This is a genomic window from Streptomyces fuscigenes (assembly GCF_021556455.1).
Taxonomy (GTDB): Bacteria; Actinomycetota; Actinomycetes; order Streptomycetales; family Streptomycetaceae; genus Streptomyces; species Streptomyces fuscigenes.
Window position 1 is genome coordinate 1 of record NZ_JAKGCV010000012.1, and the last position, 15,827, is coordinate 15,827.

Annotated in this window: 19 protein-coding genes and 1 pseudogene; 13 read left to right on the plus strand and 7 right to left on the minus strand. The window is 75.0% G+C overall.

Annotated elements, in window-relative coordinates:
- From L1885_RS03000 to L1885_RS03010, 3 genes are all read left to right on the plus strand, one after another.
- A partial coding sequence (locus tag L1885_RS03000) for an SDR family NAD(P)-dependent oxidoreductase (protein ID WP_235795372.1) occupies window positions 1–3,085 on the plus strand: 3,085 nt, incomplete at its 5' end.
- Between the two features lie 263 nt (window positions 3,086–3,348).
- The gene (locus L1885_RS03005; protein WP_235795373.1) at window positions 3,349–4,221 is read left to right on the plus strand and encodes a TauD/TfdA dioxygenase family protein; all 873 of its coding nucleotides are present in this window, start codon (window positions 3,349–3,351) and stop codon (window positions 4,219–4,221) included.
- A gap of 368 nt (window positions 4,222–4,589) precedes the next feature.
- Entirely contained in the window at window positions 4,590–5,354 is a 765-nt protein-coding gene (locus L1885_RS03010) for a GNAT family N-acetyltransferase (protein WP_235795413.1), read from the plus strand.
- Between the two features lie 44 nt (window positions 5,355–5,398).
- Here the strand turns inward: L1885_RS03010 and L1885_RS03015 are convergent, their stop codons facing one another.
- The 3 genes from L1885_RS03015 to L1885_RS03025 are packed head-to-tail and all read right to left on the minus strand — an operon-like array spanning window position 5,399 to window position 7,216.
- Window positions 5,399–5,935 carry a transposase gene (locus L1885_RS03015; protein WP_372481848.1) on the minus strand — a complete coding sequence of 179 codons (537 nt, stop codon included), beginning with the start codon at window positions 5,933–5,935 and terminating at the stop codon, window positions 5,399–5,401.
- A complete protein-coding gene (locus tag L1885_RS03020) occupies window positions 5,899–6,288 on the minus strand; it encodes a thiol-disulfide oxidoreductase DCC family protein (protein ID WP_235795375.1) in 390 nt (129 codons plus the stop codon). Before L1885_RS03020 ends, L1885_RS03015 begins: the two co-directional genes overlap by 37 nt.
- Window positions 6,289–6,328: 40 nt before the next feature.
- Complete coding sequence (locus tag L1885_RS03025; RefSeq protein WP_235795376.1) at window positions 6,329–7,216, minus strand: oxidoreductase; 888 nt, start codon at window positions 7,214–7,216, stop codon at window positions 6,329–6,331.
- Window positions 7,217–7,367: 151 nt separating this feature from the next.
- Here L1885_RS03025 and L1885_RS03030 point away from each other — a divergent pair, with 151 nt between their 5' ends.
- Complete coding sequence (locus L1885_RS03030) at window positions 7,368–8,039, plus strand: TetR/AcrR family transcriptional regulator (RefSeq protein WP_235795377.1); 672 nt, start codon at window positions 7,368–7,370, stop codon at window positions 8,037–8,039.
- Window positions 8,040–8,293: 254 nt separating this feature from the next.
- Here L1885_RS03030 and L1885_RS03035 read toward each other — a convergent pair whose 3' ends face one another.
- Window positions 8,294–9,085: a VOC family protein gene (locus tag L1885_RS03035; RefSeq protein ID WP_235795378.1), complete on the minus strand. Its 792-nt coding sequence runs from the start codon at window positions 9,083–9,085 to the stop codon at window positions 8,294–8,296.
- Window positions 9,086–9,452: 367 nt separating this feature from the next.
- Here L1885_RS03035 and L1885_RS03040 point away from each other — a divergent pair, with 367 nt between their 5' ends.
- Together L1885_RS03040 and L1885_RS03045 are read left to right on the plus strand one after the other, a co-directional pair.
- Entirely contained in the window at window positions 9,453–9,839 is a 387-nt protein-coding gene (locus tag L1885_RS03040; protein WP_235795379.1) for a DUF1304 domain-containing protein, read from the plus strand.
- A 215-nt stretch (window positions 9,840–10,054) separates the two neighbouring features.
- Window positions 10,055–10,687, plus strand: coding sequence for a DUF1345 domain-containing protein (locus L1885_RS03045; RefSeq protein WP_235795380.1), 633 nt, complete (start codon window positions 10,055–10,057; stop codon window positions 10,685–10,687).
- 23 nt (window positions 10,688–10,710) lie between these two features.
- Here L1885_RS03045 and L1885_RS03050 read toward each other — a convergent pair whose 3' ends face one another.
- From L1885_RS03050 to rpmB, 3 genes are all read right to left on the minus strand, one after another.
- The gene (locus L1885_RS03050; protein ID WP_235795381.1) at window positions 10,711–10,995 is read right to left on the minus strand and encodes an MGMT family protein; all 285 of its coding nucleotides are present in this window, start codon (window positions 10,993–10,995) and stop codon (window positions 10,711–10,713) included.
- A 235-nt stretch (window positions 10,996–11,230) separates the two neighbouring features.
- Window positions 11,231–11,536, minus strand: coding sequence for a 30S ribosomal protein S14 (rpsN, locus tag L1885_RS03055; protein WP_235795382.1), 306 nt, complete (start codon window positions 11,534–11,536; stop codon window positions 11,231–11,233).
- Window positions 11,536–11,772, minus strand: coding sequence for a 50S ribosomal protein L28 (gene rpmB, locus L1885_RS03060; RefSeq protein ID WP_235795383.1), 237 nt, complete (start codon window positions 11,770–11,772; stop codon window positions 11,536–11,538). The genes rpsN and rpmB overlap by 1 nt, the downstream gene beginning before the upstream one ends.
- Before the next feature lie 66 nt (window positions 11,773–11,838).
- On the opposite strand from rpmB, the gene rpmG reads away from it, so the two are divergent.
- From rpmG to L1885_RS03095, 7 genes and pseudogenes are all read left to right on the plus strand, one after another.
- Window positions 11,839–12,003 (plus strand): 50S ribosomal protein L33, encoded by a 165-nt coding sequence (rpmG, locus tag L1885_RS03065; protein ID WP_235795384.1) that lies wholly within the window; start codon window positions 11,839–11,841, stop codon window positions 12,001–12,003.
- A 65-nt stretch (window positions 12,004–12,068) separates the two neighbouring features.
- On the plus strand, window positions 12,069–12,353 hold the full coding sequence (locus tag L1885_RS03070) for a 50S ribosomal protein L31 (protein WP_235795385.1): 285 nt from the start codon (window positions 12,069–12,071) through the stop codon (window positions 12,351–12,353).
- Window positions 12,354–12,367: 14 nt separating this feature from the next.
- Window positions 12,368–13,496 (plus strand): annotated as a pseudogene (locus tag L1885_RS03075) (GTP-binding protein).
- Between the two features lie 95 nt (window positions 13,497–13,591).
- Window positions 13,592–13,828, plus strand: a complete 237-nt coding sequence (rpsR, locus tag L1885_RS03080) for a 30S ribosomal protein S18 (RefSeq protein WP_235795386.1) — start codon at window positions 13,592–13,594, stop codon at window positions 13,826–13,828.
- A gap of 54 nt (window positions 13,829–13,882) precedes the next feature.
- Window positions 13,883–14,053 carry a 50S ribosomal protein L32 gene (gene rpmF, locus L1885_RS03085; RefSeq protein ID WP_235795387.1) on the plus strand — a complete coding sequence of 57 codons (171 nt, stop codon included), beginning with the start codon at window positions 13,883–13,885 and terminating at the stop codon, window positions 14,051–14,053.
- Window positions 14,054–14,367: 314 nt separating this feature from the next.
- Window positions 14,368–14,616 (plus strand): BatC protein, encoded by a 249-nt coding sequence (locus L1885_RS03090; protein WP_235795414.1) that lies wholly within the window; start codon window positions 14,368–14,370, stop codon window positions 14,614–14,616.
- Window positions 14,613–15,818: a cupin domain-containing protein gene (locus L1885_RS03095; RefSeq protein ID WP_235795388.1), complete on the plus strand. Its 1,206-nt coding sequence runs from the start codon at window positions 14,613–14,615 to the stop codon at window positions 15,816–15,818. Before L1885_RS03090 ends, L1885_RS03095 begins: the two co-directional genes overlap by 4 nt.
- Window positions 15,819–15,827: the final 9 nt, after the last annotated feature.

A 15,827-nucleotide genomic window follows, 5' to 3' on the forward strand; every position in this document is an offset into this window, starting at 1 on the left:
GCACGGGCCCCGGCGCCTGCCCGAGGCCGAGTGGCTGCGCCAGCCGCAGTGGGTGCGCCTGCGCCGCGCGTCGACGACCGGACGCGCCACCTCCCGCCTCCTCGTCGTGCTGACGCACCGGCCCCTGCCGCCGGACGCGCTGCGGCCGTTCGAGGACCTGTACGCGCACGTGGTGCGGGCGTCGACGGGCCCGGAGTTCGAACGTGTCGGCGACGGCGCGTACCGGCTCGACCCGGCGGACCCGGACCAGGTGGGCCGGCTGCTCGACGCCGTCGGCGAGCGCGGGCGGGCCGGGGCCGACTGGCTGCACGCCCTGCCCCTCGCCCTGACGGGCACACCCGGCCCGGACACCCTGGAACGGGCCCGGCACGCCTGCCTCGACACTCCCGCCGCGCTGCTGCGGGCGCTGGCCGGGCGGCGCGGGGCACCCGCGGTGCGTCCCTGGTGGGTGTCGTACGGGGCGCGCCCGGTCGACGGTCCCGTCGTCCGGCCGGAGGCGGGCCTGCTGGCGGGCGCGGCCACCGTGCCCGGGCAGGAGGGACTGGCACGAGGCCGCTGGGTCGACGTGCCGACCGGCGACCTGCGCGACAGCGCGGACGCCCTCGCGGCGCTGCTGGCCGGCAGCCACGCCGGTTCCGAACCAGCCGGCCACGGCACGGGCGACGCGATCGACACCGGCAGCGCGGGCGACACGGACGGCGAGGGCGGGACAGGTGGCACGGGCGACGCGGCCGTGACCGCCGGTCATCTGGCGCTGCGTCAGGGATTCTGGTGGCGCCTCACCACGCTCCCGGTGGCCGCGGACCCGGGCCCCGGCGGGCCCGCCCCGCACCAGGGCTCCGGCGACCACCTCGTCCTCGGCGGCACGGGCGGCATCGGGACGGCCGCCGCGCGGTGGCTGCTGGAGCGAACGGACGGCCGGGTGCTGCTGCTGGCCCGCCGCCCCCTCCTGCCCGACGCCCTGCGGCCGTGGGCACAGCGCGTGGATCTCGTGCGGGCCGACCTCGCCGCCGACGACCTCGACGCGGTCCTCGCGGAGATCGGTGCGCGTACGACGGCCCTGGCCTGCGTCGTGCACGCGGCGGGCGTGCCCGCGGGCGCGCTGGTGGCGCTGCGCGATCCCGCCGCGGCACGCGCCGGGACGGCGGCCCGGATGCGGGGGGCGCTCCTGGTGGAGCGGGTCGTGGCGCGGTACTCCCCGGCGACGGTGCTCCACTGCTCGTCGATGTCGGCGCTGCTGGGCGGGGTGGGCCAGTTCGACTACGCCGCGTCGGCCGGGCTCCTCGACGCCTTCGCCGGGTACGCCGCCGGTCCGGCGGACCGCACCGCGCGCATCGCCGTCGACTGGGACGTGTGGCGCGAGGCCGGCATGGCGCTGCGCGTGCCCGCGGCGGACGCCCGGCACCGCGCGCACCTCGCGTACGGGCTGGACACGGCGGAGGGCATGCGCGTCCTTGACCGGGCGTTCGCACTTCAACTCCCGCACCTGCTCGTGTCGGCCACGGAGCTGGCGGCGTCCCGGGCGTTCTACGAGGGCGCGCCGGTGCGGCCCGCCGGGCCCGCCCGCGCGGACGCCGAGGACGCCGCCGGCCGGACGGGCCTCGCGGCGGGCGCCCCCAACGAGGCCCTCCCGGGGCGAGCGGCTCCTCCGGTCACGGCCGACTCCGGCCGGGGCACGGCCGCGCCGGCCGTGCCGGGGAGTGCCCGTGACCCGTTCTCCGGTGCGGGCACCACGACGGGGGCGGCCGGGTCACCCGTACCGTCCGGTCCACCCGTACCCGCCGGGTCGCCCGTACCGTCCGGTCCACCCGCACCCGCCGGGCCGCTCGGGCCGGAGGCGGCGGGCCTGCTGGAGGAGTGGCTGCGGGACCTGCTCGGTGTGGACTCGATCGACCCGGAGGCCGACCTCTACGACCTGGGGGCCGACTCCCTCACCATGCTCGACCTGATCAGCGAGGTGAAGCGGCACTTCGACGTGGAGCTGGAACTCTCCCGGCTCAGCCACCGCGTGAGCCTGGCCGAGATCCTCGCGGAGCTGCGCTCCTCGGCAGGGGCGGCAGCGGCGGGCGCCGAGAACGCGGCGCGGGTGTTCCCGGCCGGCCCTGCCGCCGGGGATAACGCCGCGCCCTTCAGGAAAGGCACCGCGGACCCCGGCGCGGACACCGCCGGGAGCGCGGCGGGCTCCGCCGGACCGGGGACCCGCCGCGGAGCGACCCCCGAGGGCGCGGAAAGCACCGGGGCGGGCGCCGGCGCGAGCGGGGACAGCGCCCGGATCGAGTGGTGGCAACAGGGCGCCGGGGAGAGCAGGGACGGTGTGCGGATCGAGACGTGGCAGCAGGGCACCGGGCCCGGCGTCCTGTGTCTCGTGCATCCGGTCGGCGGGGACGTCCAGGCCTACCGTCCGCTGGTCTCGGCGCTGGGGCCCCGGGCCACGGTGTGCCTGATCGCCGACCCGGCCCTGCGTGATCCCGCCGCCCCGGAGTGGTCCCTGACCGAGCGGGCGGAGCGCTACCTGGCCGCTCTGCGGGCACGCTTCCCCGGCGACCCGGCACACCACCGGGTCGCGGGCTGGTCGTTCGGCGCCTGGGTCGCACTGGAGATGGCGCGCCTCGCCGAGTCGCGGGGGCGGGCGTTCGGGGGGATCGACCTGATCGACCCGCCGGCCCCGGACTCGGGACCGCTCCACCAGCGCTACGGCGACGACGCGCTGCGCACGCTGTTCGCCGCCGAACTCGCCCAGGCCGGCCCGGGCGGGGAGCGCCGGGGCGGCGAGGAGGCCCGCTCTTACGCGGACCGGCTCGCCCGGTGCTGCCGTGCCAACCTCCGTGCCATGGCCGGCCACCGGGTGCGGCCCGCCACCGGCACGCCCGCCCGTGTGTGGCTGGCGTCCCGCCCGGTCGAGGGGCTGCCGGCGCCGCTCCCGCTGCCGGAGCTGCGCGAGCGGTGGGCGCGGTACGTGGCACGGCCACAGGCCCTCCGGGTGCTGGACGCCACGCACTACGGCATCGTGCGCGGCGAGCACGCCCGGACGCTGGCCGCGGCCATCGACGGGCCCGCGGCGGACGACGGACCGGGCGTCACATGAGCGGCACGCCCCGGCGGGAGCCGGCGGCGGGCACGTCCCGCCCGCCGGCCCGCCGCTCGCAGCTCCCCGTCGAAAGCAATGCCCACCCACCCACCGCCCCGCTTCCGCACCCCCGCAAGCCGCAAGCCGCAAGCCGCAAGCCGCAACCGGCAACCCGTGAACCGCACGCGACCACACAGGTCCAGGCCCGCATCCACACTCACACCCACGCCCACGCCCCGGCCTCCCGATCGGCCGGGCACCCGCCGCACACCGGAGGACCCATGGAGACCTACGAACTCGAAGCCGTCGAACGCGTCACCACCCGGCCGCCGCGCGACTTCCGTACCCTCCGCGTACGCTCCCTGACGCCGGTCGTCGGGGCCGAGGTCAGCGGTCTCGACCTGTCCCGCGAGCTGACGGACGAGCAACTGGGCGAGCTGAGGCAGGCGTTCCTCGACCACCATGTCCTCGTCTTCCGCGACCAGCACATCACGCAGGAGGACCACCTGCGCCTCGCCGGCCACTTCGGCGAGCTGCGGCCGGTCAACCCGCCCCCGCCCGAGGGCGATCCGCACATCCTGGAGATCAGCACCACCCCCGAGGCCGCCAACGTCGCCGGCAACGGCTGGCACACCGACGGATCGGCGGACGCCGAGCCGTCGCTCGGCTCGATGCTGTATCTCAAGCGGATACCGGAGCCGGGCAGCGGCGGCGACACCCTGTTCGCCAACATGCACCTGGCCTACGAGATGCTGTCGCCCGCCCTGCGGGAGATGCTGGACGGGCTCACGGCGATCCACGACGGCCTGGCGGCCTTCGGCAGCCAGACGCCGCCCGCCGGGTACGTGGCGCCGCGCAGCGAGCACCCGCTCGTGGTGCGCCACCCGGAGACCGACCGCAAGCTGCTGTACGTCAATCCCGCCTACACCACCCGCATCCCCCAGCTGTCGGAGGAGGAGAGCCGCGCGGTCCTGGATCTGCTGTTCGCCGTGACGGCGCGACGCCCGGTCCTGAGCTGCCGGGTCCGCTGGGAGCCCGACACCCTGGTGTTCTGGGACAACCGCTGCGTGCAGCACCACGCGACGTACGACTACTACCCGTACACGCGCTACGGGCAGCGCATCGCGATCAACGGCGGCCCGCTCAAGGCCTGATCCCCGCCCCGCACCAGGGTCTTTCGTTCGGATCAGGTCGGATCAGGGGGGTGCCCCCGGCCGGAGGTCGGGGGAAGGGTCCGGTGCCGTGCATCGCAAGGCGGAGGAGGGAGCCGACGCGGAGCGTCGGGGACCGACGACAACCCCGCGAGGTGCGGTGCCCGGGGCACGCGAGCCCGGCAAGATCCCAACGAGAGGCCCCAGTACTGCAACGGTCTTTGCCATGACGGTTGCAGTACTGGGGCAGGTATCGAAAGCGCAGGTCATCGGGCAACACTTCCGAAATGACATGCGATCTCTGCCTGGTCGTGCTGGGATCAATCGCCATGAATGATCGTTTCCTTGATGAAGCCGACGTGCTGGATCGGATGGAGCGGAACCTGGCGGGACACGCCTGTCATTTGCACCGGAGTCTGCCCGGCGCGACCGTCACAGAGGCCGGTGACGTCCTGGTCGCGGACAGCGGCCTGGACGACGACACGTTCAACATCGTCGCCGCGGCCCGCTTCGCCGCCGCTGACGTCACAGCCCGTATCACTGAGACCGCGGAGACCCTGGTCGGTACGGGCCGTCCGTTCTCCTGGTGGGTGGGGCCCGCCTCGACACCGGCCGACCTCTCCGCCCGCCTGACGGCTGCCGGCCTGCCGGTCTCCGAACGGGAGACGGCGATGTGGGCCGAACTGGACGACGCTCTGCCGCCTCTCGCCGTTCCGGGTCTGGACATCCGGACGGTGACCACGCGCGAACAGCTCGCGGACTACGCCACGGTCCTCGCCGCGAACTGGCATCCACCTGCCGAGACCGTCCGGCAGTTCTTCGCCCGGTCCGCTCCGCAGGCGCTCGCCGTGACCTGCCCGGCCCGGTACCTGGTGGGCTACCTGGAGAACAGCCCGGTCTGCTCCGCCGAGGTGTTCCACCACGCGGGAGTCGCCGGCATCTACAACATCTCCACCCTGACCGCCCACCGCCGACGTGGCTACGGCGGAGCCATCACGCTCGCGGCCCTTCACGCAGCCCGCGAGCGAGACCACCGCATCGCGGTCCTGCAGGCGTCAGCCGACGGAGAGCCTGTTTACCGCCGTCTGGGGTTCCGCGCCTGCGGCCAGTTCGTCGAACATGCCATCAACGCCTGAACCGCCACGACTCCACGGACGTCCGCCATCCCTGAGCAAGCCGGTCACAGCCTTTCATTGACGGCCGCTACGAGGACAGTGGCCTGGTAGCGGCCCGCGAGTCTGCCGCATCTCGTGGTCACGGCCCGGCTCCTTTTGAGCCGGTCGATACCGCACTCGACGGCATGCCGAGCCTTGTAGTCCTCAGCGTTGAACCCGGTCGGCCGACCCCCGCGGGAGCCGCGCCTCTTGCGGTGGCGCTGCTGGTCGGCCGTGTCCGGGCCGGTGCAGGGGATACCGCGCCGGCGCAGGCAGGCGCGGTTCTTACGGGAGGCGTACGCCCAGTCCGAGCGCACCCGGCCGGGGCGGACGGGCGGCGGGCCCGGCCCGAGGCGGCGCACCCGGGCTCTCTCCAGCACGGGCTCGAACTGTGGCGCGTCGCCGCGCTGCCCTGCCGTAACCACGATCGGCATGGGCCTCTGTCCCTGCTCGACCGCCAGGTGCAACGTGGTGGTGAACCCGCCGCGCGGCCTACCCAGCCCATGGTCCGCGGGCCGGTGGGGAGCTACGCGCCCGGCGCCCGCCCCGGCGGCACCGCGCACGCCGGGGTGCCGCCGGGCAGCCGGGCGCGGTTGGCCGCGACCAGCCGGTAGGCGCCGTGGGCGATCCAGCGCACCGGCGGCAGCGTGAGCAGCGCGCCGACGACGGGCCAGGCACCCCCGCAGCGCATCAGCAGCTTCGCCACGGCCTGCGCCCCGCCGAGGACCGTCCCCGCGGGGGTGACCCACAGCACCTCGTACTGCGCGCGCTCCGCCGTCGTCCCGAGCGCGTCGAGGTCGGCGAACTGCCAGGGCGTCATGTCGCAGTCGGGCCGCAGGCGCCGCTCGGCGAACTCCACGCATGTCGTGCAGAAGGCGCAGTCCCCGTCGTAGACGAGGACGGATCTGTTCCTCATGTCCGCATTATGCGCGCAGCCGCGGGCACGGCCGCGCCACTCACCCGGCGCGGACCCCGGCGGGCGCCTGTCCGATCTGGGCACCGTCCGGGAAGTCAGTCGAGCGCGACAGCTCCTCCCACGCGGCGAGGTCCGCGTCGACGGCCGCGCGTCCGGCCCGTACCAGGCGCAGCCCGTCCGAGCCGAGCACCAGGTGCGCGGGCGGCCGGGGCAGGTCGACGACGGCGAGCAGCGCTGCGGCGGCCTTCGCCGGGTCGCCGAGCTGACGGCCGTCGGCTGCCGAGCGGGCCGCGCGGATCGGCTCGAACAGCGCGTCGTAGTCGGGGAGGAAGCGGGGCGCGCGGACCATGGAGCGGCCGGCCCAGGCGGTGCGGAAGGAACCGGGCGCGATCGTGGTCACGTGGATGCCGAAGCCGGCGACTTCCTTGCCGACGGCCTCCAGCAGCCCCTCCACGGCGTACTTGCTGCCGCAGTAGGCGGAGACGCCGGGGAACGAGGCGAGCCCGCCCATCGAGCTGACCGCCAGGACGTGCCCGCGGCGCCGGGCCCGCATGTACGGCAGAACGGCCTGCACGGTGGCGGCGGTGCCGAAGACGTTGACCTCGAACTGGGCTCGCAGCATCGCGAGGGGCGTCTCCTCGAAGACGCCTTCGAGCCCGTAGCCCGCGCTCGCGACGAGTACGTCGATCGGGCCCACGCCCTCCTCGACGTCTCGCACGGTACGCGCGACCGCCTCGTCGTCGGTGATGTCGAGGAGGCGCGCGTGGGCACGCCCGGGAGCGAGCGCCTCGAAGGCGGCGCCGTCCTCCGGGCGCCGGACGGTGCCGGCCACGGTGTGGCCGGCCTCCAGGGCGCCCTGGGCGAAGGCGCGGCCGAGGCCGCTGCTGACGCCGGTGATCAGGAAGGTCTTGCGGGTCGGCCGGGTCATGGCGTGACTCCCCCTCGGTCGGGGACGAACAGGGACGCCTTCGAGTCTACATCGTGCAGATTTTTTTCTGCACTCTGTAGATTCTTCTCGGGGCGGGTAGGCTCTGGCACTCGGGCCGGCAGGGCCCCGGGCGAGAGGAGAGGCTGGCCGGATGGGCAGGCGGAGCGAGACGCCACGCAAGGGGGACCTGCGCGAGCAGGCGCTCCTGGACGCCGCCGAGGAGCTGCTCGCGCGCGTCGGCCTGGAGCGGATGACCGTCGAGGACATCGCGAAGGGGGCCGGCATCTCGCGCGGCTCGCTCTACTTCTACTTCCGCTCCAAGCAGGACGTCCTCGCGGCCCTCGTGGCCCGCACGATGATCGCCGTCCGCGAGGACGCGGCCCGGGCCGCGGAGGACACCGCGAGCCCGCCGGCCCGGTCGGTCGAGCGTGCCCTGCTGCGCACCGGGCGCATGTGGCGCGAGCACGGCACCGTGATGCGCGCGGCCGTGGAGAACGCGGCACGCAACGAGGCCGTCGGACGGTCCTGGAACGAGACGGTGGAGGTCTTCGCAGCCGCCATGCGGCAGGTCCTCGTACGCGCCGGGCTGCCCGACGGCGACGGCCCCGCCGACGCGGCCGCCGTCGCCCGCGCACTGTGCTGGATGACCGAGCGCTGCTACTACCTCGCGTACGGCGAGATCGGCGCGGCGGATGCCATCGCCACCGCCCCTTCCTCCCCTGCCGCCGGCGGCCGCGGCGACGGAGGGTCCGATCCGCTCGACCGCGCGACCGCGACGCTGCGGGAGGTCTGGCTGCGGGTGATCGCGCCGGGAGCGGTCTGAGGAACGGGCCGAGGAACGGGACGAGGAACGGGACGAGGAACGGGCCGCTCCCACCGCCGGGACGCCGGCCCCCGCGGAGCCCACTCCTGCCCGGCCCCCTTGCCCTGCCGGCCCTTGTCGGGCGGCAGGTCCGCCCCGTGCGCCGCGTCTCCCGCGTCCCCCCGCTCCCTGACGCCCGGGGCCGGTCCCGGCGCCCGTTACCTGGGCCGCCGGGGCGGGCGCCCGGCCGCGGCCGGGCGTTCCCCCCGGGCCCCTCACATCCGCGGATCGGGCCTCAGGAGCGCGAACACGGCACCGAACGGGTCCGCGAGCCAGGAGATGCGGCCGACCTCGGGCACGTCCGTCGCCGGCATCAGTTCGGCGCCGCCGGCCGAGACGGCGGCCTCGACCGTGGCGTCGACGTCCGTCGCGTAGAAGTAGGGCACCCAGCGCGGGCGTTCGCCTCCCCCGCCGGCCGCGTCGCCCACGGGTGCCGCCCCGCCGAAGGACGCCTCCTCCTGGTCGCCGTCGCGCGTGCTCAGCACCCGGTAGGTCATCCCCGGCGCCTCCCGTTCCTGGCTGCGCCAGCCGAACAGGCCCTCATAGAAGGCGATGTCGCGGGCCGGGTCCGGGACGTGCAGCTCCACCCACAGCAGCGCGTTCGGTGCGGAGGCGAGTTCGATGCCCGCTGTCCTGCCGGGCTGCCAGAGCGCGAACTCGGCGCCCTGCGGATCGGTGGCGTGGGCGAGCCGGCCGGCGTCCATGACGTCCACCGGTCCCATCCGGACGACGCCGCCGCCCGCGCCGACGGCGGAGGCGGTGGCGTCGATGTCGTCGGTCTTGAAGTGCACCGTCCAGGCGGAGGCCGCCCCTTCCTGGGTGAGCGGTCCGAGGGCCGCCACCGTCTTTCCGCCGCTCCGGAAGAACCCGTACCCGCCCGCGTCGGGTCCCGCCGACGTGTGCCGCCAGCCGAAGACGGCTTCGTAGAACGCGGCGGCCGCCTCCGTGTCGGGGCTGCCGAGGTCGAGCCAGTTGGGCGATCCGGTACGGAACTCGGTACCGAGCATGGTGCCTCCTGGTGCGGGAAGGGGCGCGGCTCCTGGTCGGGCCGCGCCCCCACGATGCCGACCACCTCCCGCCGCCGTCCGCGCACGGGTCGCCCCGGGAGGCCGGGTTCACCCGTACGGTCGCCCGCGGGGCGGCACGTGGCGTGGGGCGTCCTCGCGCCCGGTGTCCGCACCGCGAGCGGAACGCGACCCGTAGGCGGGCGGTCGGCGGGGCACAGACCCGCACCGCGCACCGCCCGGGGCGTGGCCGCGGTGTGCCGCCGCCCCGCTGCTACGCTGCCGCAGCAGGCCGGTGCCCACCGGCCGGGAACATCGAACGCTCCGCCGGACCGGCACAGTTGGAGCAGCGGAACAGCGGGGAGCGCACATGCTGGCGGCGGGTCTCGTCCTTGCGATGATCGCGGGACTGATACACGTGTACATCTTCGTCCTCGAATCCCTCCGATGGACGGATCCCCGCACCCGGGCGGTCTTCGGCACCTCGGAGGAACAGGCTCACACGACCCGCCAACTGGCCTTCAACCAGGGCTTCTACAACCTGTTCCTGGCCGTGGCCGCCATCGCCGGTGCGATCGTGGTGTTCACGGGCCCGGAGACCGTGGGCAGGACGCTCACCACGACGGGCACGGCCAGCATGGTCCTCGCGGCCCTGGTCCTGCTGCTGAGCGACCGCACGAAGGTCCGCGCCGCTCTCGTCCAGGCTTTGGCGCCGGCGCTGTCGTTGATCGCGCTGCTCCTGGCCGCCGTGCTGTAACCACGCCCGACCGCTGCGCCGCCCCGGTTCCCGGCCGCCCGGTCGCCGCCGGCCGCTCCGCCGGGGGAACCCGGTTTCGCCCGGTCCGGGCCACGGTATGTGAGACCTCCGTGGCCCGGCGTCGCCCGACCCTCCGTGGCCCGGCCCGCCCGACGCGCCGTTCGGGCGGCCTTCCGCCCGGCCGCCCGGCGGCCGTGACACCGAGGGTGTGGTGCATGAGTACCTGGATGCCGCGGGACGCCGTGCCCCGGTTGTGCGGGTCGGTGGCCACCGGCGCCGTGGTGGGCACGTCCGTGGGGGCGGGCACCGGGGCGGTGCTGGGCGGCCTGACCGGGATCACCGCGACCGAGCTGGCCTTCGTGGTGGCGGGCTGGACGGTGCTCTGGCCGATGGACGCGGCCGCCACCCGCGGCAACTCACGGCGCGAGGACTTCCGGCCCGCCGTCGACGAGATCGTCGTCGTGGTGGTCGCCTCGTGCGGGCTGATCGCCATCGTGCTGCTGCTCCTGCTCGGGACGGCGGACACCGGGCACGTGGGTGCGGCCACCGCACTGTTCGGTGTGTTCACGGCGTGGGCGTCCCTGCATCTGATGTACGCGACCCGGTACGCGTACCACTACTACGCGGCCTCGGGCGGGATCGACTTCAACTCCGCCGAGCCGCCCGCGTACCGGGACTTCTTCTACTTCAGCTACAACCTCGGCATGACCTACCAGGTCTCCGACACCGACGTCTCCAGTCCGACGATCCGCGCGATCGTCCTGCGCCACACCCTGCAGTCCTACGTCTTCGGCACGGGCATCCTCGCCACCGGGATCAACCTCGTCGCGGGCCTCGTGACCACCTGAGGGGGCGGTGCGCCGCCGGGGCGTCAGGGCGCCCAGTGGTACCGGGCACGCGCCATGTCCACGCGCGCGCCGCGCATCGGCGTCCCCTCGGCGACGAACAGCTCCGCCGCCCGCCCACCGTGGCAGGAGGGCGGCGTGCCGTCGGCGCGGACCACACGCCACCAGGGCACGTTCTCGTCGAGCAGGCTCATGGCCCGCCCCACCTGGCGCGGGCCGGCACCGACGCGCCGCCCCACGTCGCCGTAGGAGGCCACCGAGCCCGCGGGGATCTCAGAGACCGCTGCCCGGACCTCTTCGACGCGAGTCACGGCCGCTCCTCGGTGTTCATGCTCTACGCCTCGGTGCTCATGCTCAACGCCTTCTCCAGGGCCCCGCCCTTGCGGCTCCGTCCGCCGCGCACCGGCTTCCGTCCCCCGGGTACCCGGCGCAGGCGGGCCGATGCCCGCGCGGCCCTCCCCCGCGGGCTCCTGCCCGCCCCGCCGTCCTCCTCTCCCGTCCGTTCCGGCGCGGGGGCCGTCACCCGTGCCCGGCCCCCGCGGACGGTCACCAGGAGGACTTCGTCACCCCGGGGAGGTTTCCGGCATGGGCCTGCGTGCGCACGTTCACCCGGGAGAGGCCGAACTTGCGGAGGTGGCCGCGGGGGCGGCCGTCCGTGCTGTCGCGGTTGCGCACGCGGGTGGCGCTCGCGTCGCGGGGCTGGCGGTCCAGTTCCGCCCGGGCGGCGGCCTTCTCCCCGATCGTGCTCCGCGGCGACCTCAGGATCCCCTTGAGTTCGGCGCGCCGCTGCGCGTAGCGGGCCACGATCAGCTTGCGCCTCTCGTTCTTCGCGATCTTGCTCCTCTTCGCCATCAGACCCGCTCCCCGCGGGCGCGGATCCGGGCCACGACGGCCTCGACCCCGCTGATGTCGACGGTCTTGACGGCGCGCGCGCTGAGCCTCAGCCGGACGTACCGCCCCTCGCCGGGCAGCCAGTAGCGCCTGGTCTGGATGTTGGGGTCGAAGCGGCGCGAGGTGCGCCGGTGGGAGTGGGAGACCTTCTTGCCGAACACCGGTCGGGCGCCGGTCAGCTGGCAGTGGGCGGACATACGGAGGCTGCCTCTCTCTTCACCGAGGTTATCGATAATGGAAATCATTGTCGTATGCTACCCGCCATGGCTCGCAACGAGGTACGTCCGATCGTCAAGCTCCGCTCCACCGCCGGAACCGGCTACACGTACGTGACCCGCAAGAACCGCCGGAACAACCCGGACCGGCTGGTCCTTCGCAAGTTCGACCCGGTGGCGCGCCGCCACGTCGAATTCCGCGAGGAGCGCTGACCGCGCACCGCCCCCACGGCCGCCCCGCTCCACCCCACCCCACCCCGACGCAGGGAACAGACAGCATGAAGCCCGAAACCCACCCCGCCCACCGCCCGGTCGTCCAACGCGGCAGACCGGGCGGCTCCGCCCTCCCGACCCGTTCGACGACAACCGGCGACCGCACGACGAACGGGCCCGAACCGACCGCGCCCACCGGGCGGCACGACGGCCGCATCCCCCCGGTGGCCGGCATCGAGACGCCCTCGGAGGGCCACCCCGTCGGCACCCAGACTCCCCGCGTACGGGACAGCGCCGCGCGGGCCGACCGGTTCGGGCGCCGCGAGGGACAGGGCGGAGGACGGCGGTGACCGCCGCGGGACCGATGCCCGTGGTGCTGGTGGGCGGACTGCACGCCGACGCCCGCCGCGCCACCGTCGACCGGCTGCTGCGCGAGGTGCCCGGCAGCGTCGCCCTGCACCACGACCTGTCCGCCGGCCCCGCGGGTACCGTACGGCGCAGCGTCCGCGACGCCACCGGCGAGACGGGGGCGGACACCCCTGGTCGACGACTGCGCCTGCTGCGCCCTGCGGGAGGACCTCGTTCCCGAGCTGCGCCGGCTGGCCCACGCGGGCACGACACGTCTCGCGGTCGTCGAGCTGTGGGACTCCGTCGAGCCGAGCGGTATGGCCGAGGTCGTCGCCGCCCACGGCGGCGGCGCCTTCCGGCTCACCGGTGTGATGACCGCCGTGGACCCTTCCCTCGTCCTGGACTGCCTGTCCAACGCCGACGACCTGGCGGAGGCCGGACTGGCCGCGGCCGCCAGGGACCGGCGCACGGTCGGCGACACCTTCGCACGGCAGTTGGAGTACGCCCCCGTCCTCGCCGTGGCCGACAGCCCGGACGCCGGACTCGACGATCTCGCGCTCCTGCGGCAGTTGCATCCGACCGCGCTCCATGTCCCCCTCGCTTCCGGCGGGTTGGGCGCGGCCGCCGTCGCGGGTTTCGACGTGGCCGCCGCGGCCGCCGCCCAGCATCCGGCCTGTGCGAGGCTCCCCCACGACTGCGACGCGGAGGGCATCAGCACACTCGTGTGGCGGCGGCGCCGCCCCTTCCACGCTGGCCGCCTCTACGAAGCGCTGGAGGATCTGTGCTGTGCCGCGGCACGCAGCCGGGGCAGGTTCTGGCTCGCGGACCGGCCCGACAGCCTGCTCGCCTGGGAGGCGGCGGGCGGAGCGCTGTGCGTGGAGAACGCGGGGCCGTGGATGGCGGCCCTCCCGGACGCCGCCTGGGAGTTGATGCCCGCCGAGCGCCGCACCGCTGCCGCGCTGGACTGGCACGCCGAGCACGGCGACCGCTGTCAGCACCTCGTCTTCACCTCGCCCGGCCTCGACCGGGCGGGACTGCTCGCGCTGCTCGACGCCTGCCTGCTCACCGACGAGGAGGTGGCGTCCGGGCCCGGCGCCTGGGCCGACCCCAGCGGCTTCGACGAACTGCTCGCCCCGCTCCCCTGACCCGCCCCGCCCTGTCCCGCCCTGTCCCGCCACACCACTGACACGTCCGCCACCACACCACCGACGCGTCCCACCACACGACCGAGGAAGCTCCCGTGCCCCGATCCGCGAAGGGCGCCCCCGCCCGCACGCCCCGCCCGAACCCGCTCGACGCCGCCGGCATCACGTACATCGACTACAAGGACACCGACCTGCTGCGGCGGTTCATCTCCGACCGGGGCAAGATCCGCAGCCGACGGGTCACCCGCGTGACCCGGCAGCAGCAGCGCCGGCTCGCCCGGGCCGTCAAGAACGCCCGCGAGATGGCGCTCCTCCCCTACTCCACCCGCTGACCTCCGGGCGCCCCACGGCCTCCCCACGGGCTCCCGTACGACGAAAGGACCGTCATGGCTGTTCCCAAGCGCAAGATGTCCCGCAGCAACACCCGTCACCGCCGTGCCCAGTGGCGGGCGAGCGCGCCGGTGCTCGTCCCCGTCACCGTCGACGGAAGCATCCATCTGGTGCCCCAGCACCTGAGGAAGGCGTACGAGCGCGGCCTTCTGCGGCCGGACGGCTGAACCCCGCGCCAGCCGTCACCGGGGGCACCGGCCGGCAGCCACCGGCGGCCACGCGCAGCCGTCGGCACGAGGACACTCCGGTCGATGGCCGGTGTCCCCCGCCCGGCCGCCGGCGCCCGGCGGGTGCCGCGCAGGTGCCGCGGGTGTGCTCCGAGCGGGCGAAAGGCCTCCGTGCGGGGTTCGCCGCCGAATTTCCCGGGTACCCGGCCCGCCGGTGATCGGGTTCCGTTCCCGTCACGTCCCGTGACCAGGCGGCGCTGCCGCGGGGTGCGGGACCGCCGGTGCGGCACTTCGCCGCGACCTCAGGAGGAGACATGATGAGTTCAGACCAGGACCCGAACCGCCAGGAGGGCCCCGCGGACGGCGGCGCGGCGGGCAGCCCCGGCGTCCACGACGGCGGGGCGGACGGCGGAGCCGAAGGCCCCGCGGACGGCGGCGCGGCCGGCACCCCCGGCGTCCACGACGGCGGAGCGGACGGCGGAGCCGAAGGCCCCGCAGACGGCGGCGCGGCCGGCACCCCCGGCGTCCACGACGGCGGAGCGGACGGCGGAGCCGGGGCTTGAGCACTCGTCGGACCCCGCTTCCGGACACCGGTGCCGCGTCGGGCGCCGGTGTCCTGGAGTCCCGCCTGGTCGGCTCGACCCGCGAGGAATTCGCCCGTGACGTCTGGGCCCGCAGGCCCCTGCTCACCCGCCGGGCGAGCGACTTCACCGACCTGTTCTCCGCGGACGCGGTGGACGAGCTGATCTCCCGGCGGGGGCTGCGAACGCCCTTCCTCCGCGTCGCCAAGGAGGGAGCCACCCTCCCCGATTCGTCCTTCACCTCCTCCGGCGGTGTCGGGGCGACGATCGGCGACCAGCTCGACGACACCGCCCTGTGGCGGAGCTTCGCCGGGGGAAGCACACTCGTGCTCCAGGCGCTGCAGCGCACCTGGGCGCCCGTCGGCGCGCTCACGTCGGCGCTCGCCTCGGAACTCGGGCACCCGGTCCAGGCCAACGCCTATGTGACGCCGCCGCAGAATCGCGGCTTCGACGACCACTACGACGTGCACGACGTCTTCGTCCTGCAGATCGAGGGAACGAAGCGCTGGATCGTCCACGAGCCCGTCCACCGCGACCCGCTGCGCGACCAGCCGTGGAACGAGTACGCCTCCGCCATCTCCGCGGCGGCCGGGGAACCGGCCTTCCTCGACACCGTCCTGGAGCCGGGCGACGTCCTCTACCTCCCGCGCGGCTGGCTCCACGCCGCCGAGGCGCAGGGCGCGGTGTCCATCCACCTGACGCTCGGCGTCCACACCTGGACACGGCACTCCCTCGCCGAGCAACTGGTCGCTTCCGCACTGGACCTGTTGCGCGACGAACCCGAGATGCGCGCCTCCCTGCCGCTCGGCGCCGACGGCCCCGGGGACGAACTCGCTGCGGTCCGGGAACGGCTGGCCGCCGCGCTCGCCGAGGCCGATCCCGCGCCCCGCTTCCACCGCGCCCGGCGCGGCCAGGCCCGCCCGGAGCCGCTGGGGCCGCTCGCCCAGCTCGCCGCCGTCGACACGCAGGCCCCGGACTCGCCCGTACGCCTGCGCGGCGCGCTGGAGGCGCGCCTGGAGGGCACCCGGCTGACCACGCGCGTCGGCTGGCTCGACTTCTCCGAGGAGGAGCTGCCCCGGGTGAAGAGCCTGCTCGAAGGTGAGGTCCACGCCGCCGGCGATCTGGGCGCCGGGCTGGCCGAAAGGCTCCTGCGGGCGGGCGTACTGGTCCCGGTCGGCCCTTGAAGGGGTACG

Coding starts and splice junctions, on each gene's coding strand:
- L1885_RS03005 (WP_235795373.1), top strand. CDS start 3,349: ATGGAGACCTACGAACTCGAAGCCGTCGAACGCGTCACCACCCGGCCG.
- L1885_RS03010 (WP_235795413.1), top strand. CDS start 4,590: ATGGAGCGGAACCTGGCGGGACACGCCTGTCATTTGCACCGGAGTCTG.
- L1885_RS03020 (WP_235795375.1), bottom strand. CDS start 6,288: ATGAGGAACAGATCCGTCCTCGTCTACGACGGGGACTGCGCCTTCTGC.
- L1885_RS03025 (WP_235795376.1), bottom strand. CDS start 7,216: ATGACCCGGCCGACCCGCAAGACCTTCCTGATCACCGGCGTCAGCAGC.
- L1885_RS03030 (WP_235795377.1), top strand. CDS start 7,368: ATGGGCAGGCGGAGCGAGACGCCACGCAAGGGGGACCTGCGCGAGCAG.
- L1885_RS03035 (WP_235795378.1), bottom strand. CDS start 9,085: ATGCTCGGTACCGAGTTCCGTACCGGATCGCCCAACTGGCTCGACCTC.
- L1885_RS03040 (WP_235795379.1), top strand. CDS start 9,453: ATGCTGGCGGCGGGTCTCGTCCTTGCGATGATCGCGGGACTGATACAC.
- L1885_RS03045 (WP_235795380.1), top strand. CDS start 10,055: ATGAGTACCTGGATGCCGCGGGACGCCGTGCCCCGGTTGTGCGGGTCG.
- rpsN (WP_235795382.1), bottom strand. CDS start 11,536: ATGGCGAAGAGGAGCAAGATCGCGAAGAACGAGAGGCGCAAGCTGATC.
- rpmB (WP_235795383.1), bottom strand. CDS start 11,772: ATGTCCGCCCACTGCCAGCTGACCGGCGCCCGACCGGTGTTCGGCAAG.
- rpmG (WP_235795384.1), top strand. CDS start 11,839: ATGGCTCGCAACGAGGTACGTCCGATCGTCAAGCTCCGCTCCACCGCC.
- L1885_RS03070 (WP_235795385.1), top strand. CDS start 12,069: ATGAAGCCCGAAACCCACCCCGCCCACCGCCCGGTCGTCCAACGCGGC.
- rpmF (WP_235795387.1), top strand. CDS start 13,883: ATGGCTGTTCCCAAGCGCAAGATGTCCCGCAGCAACACCCGTCACCGC.
- L1885_RS03090 (WP_235795414.1), top strand. CDS start 14,368: ATGATGAGTTCAGACCAGGACCCGAACCGCCAGGAGGGCCCCGCGGAC.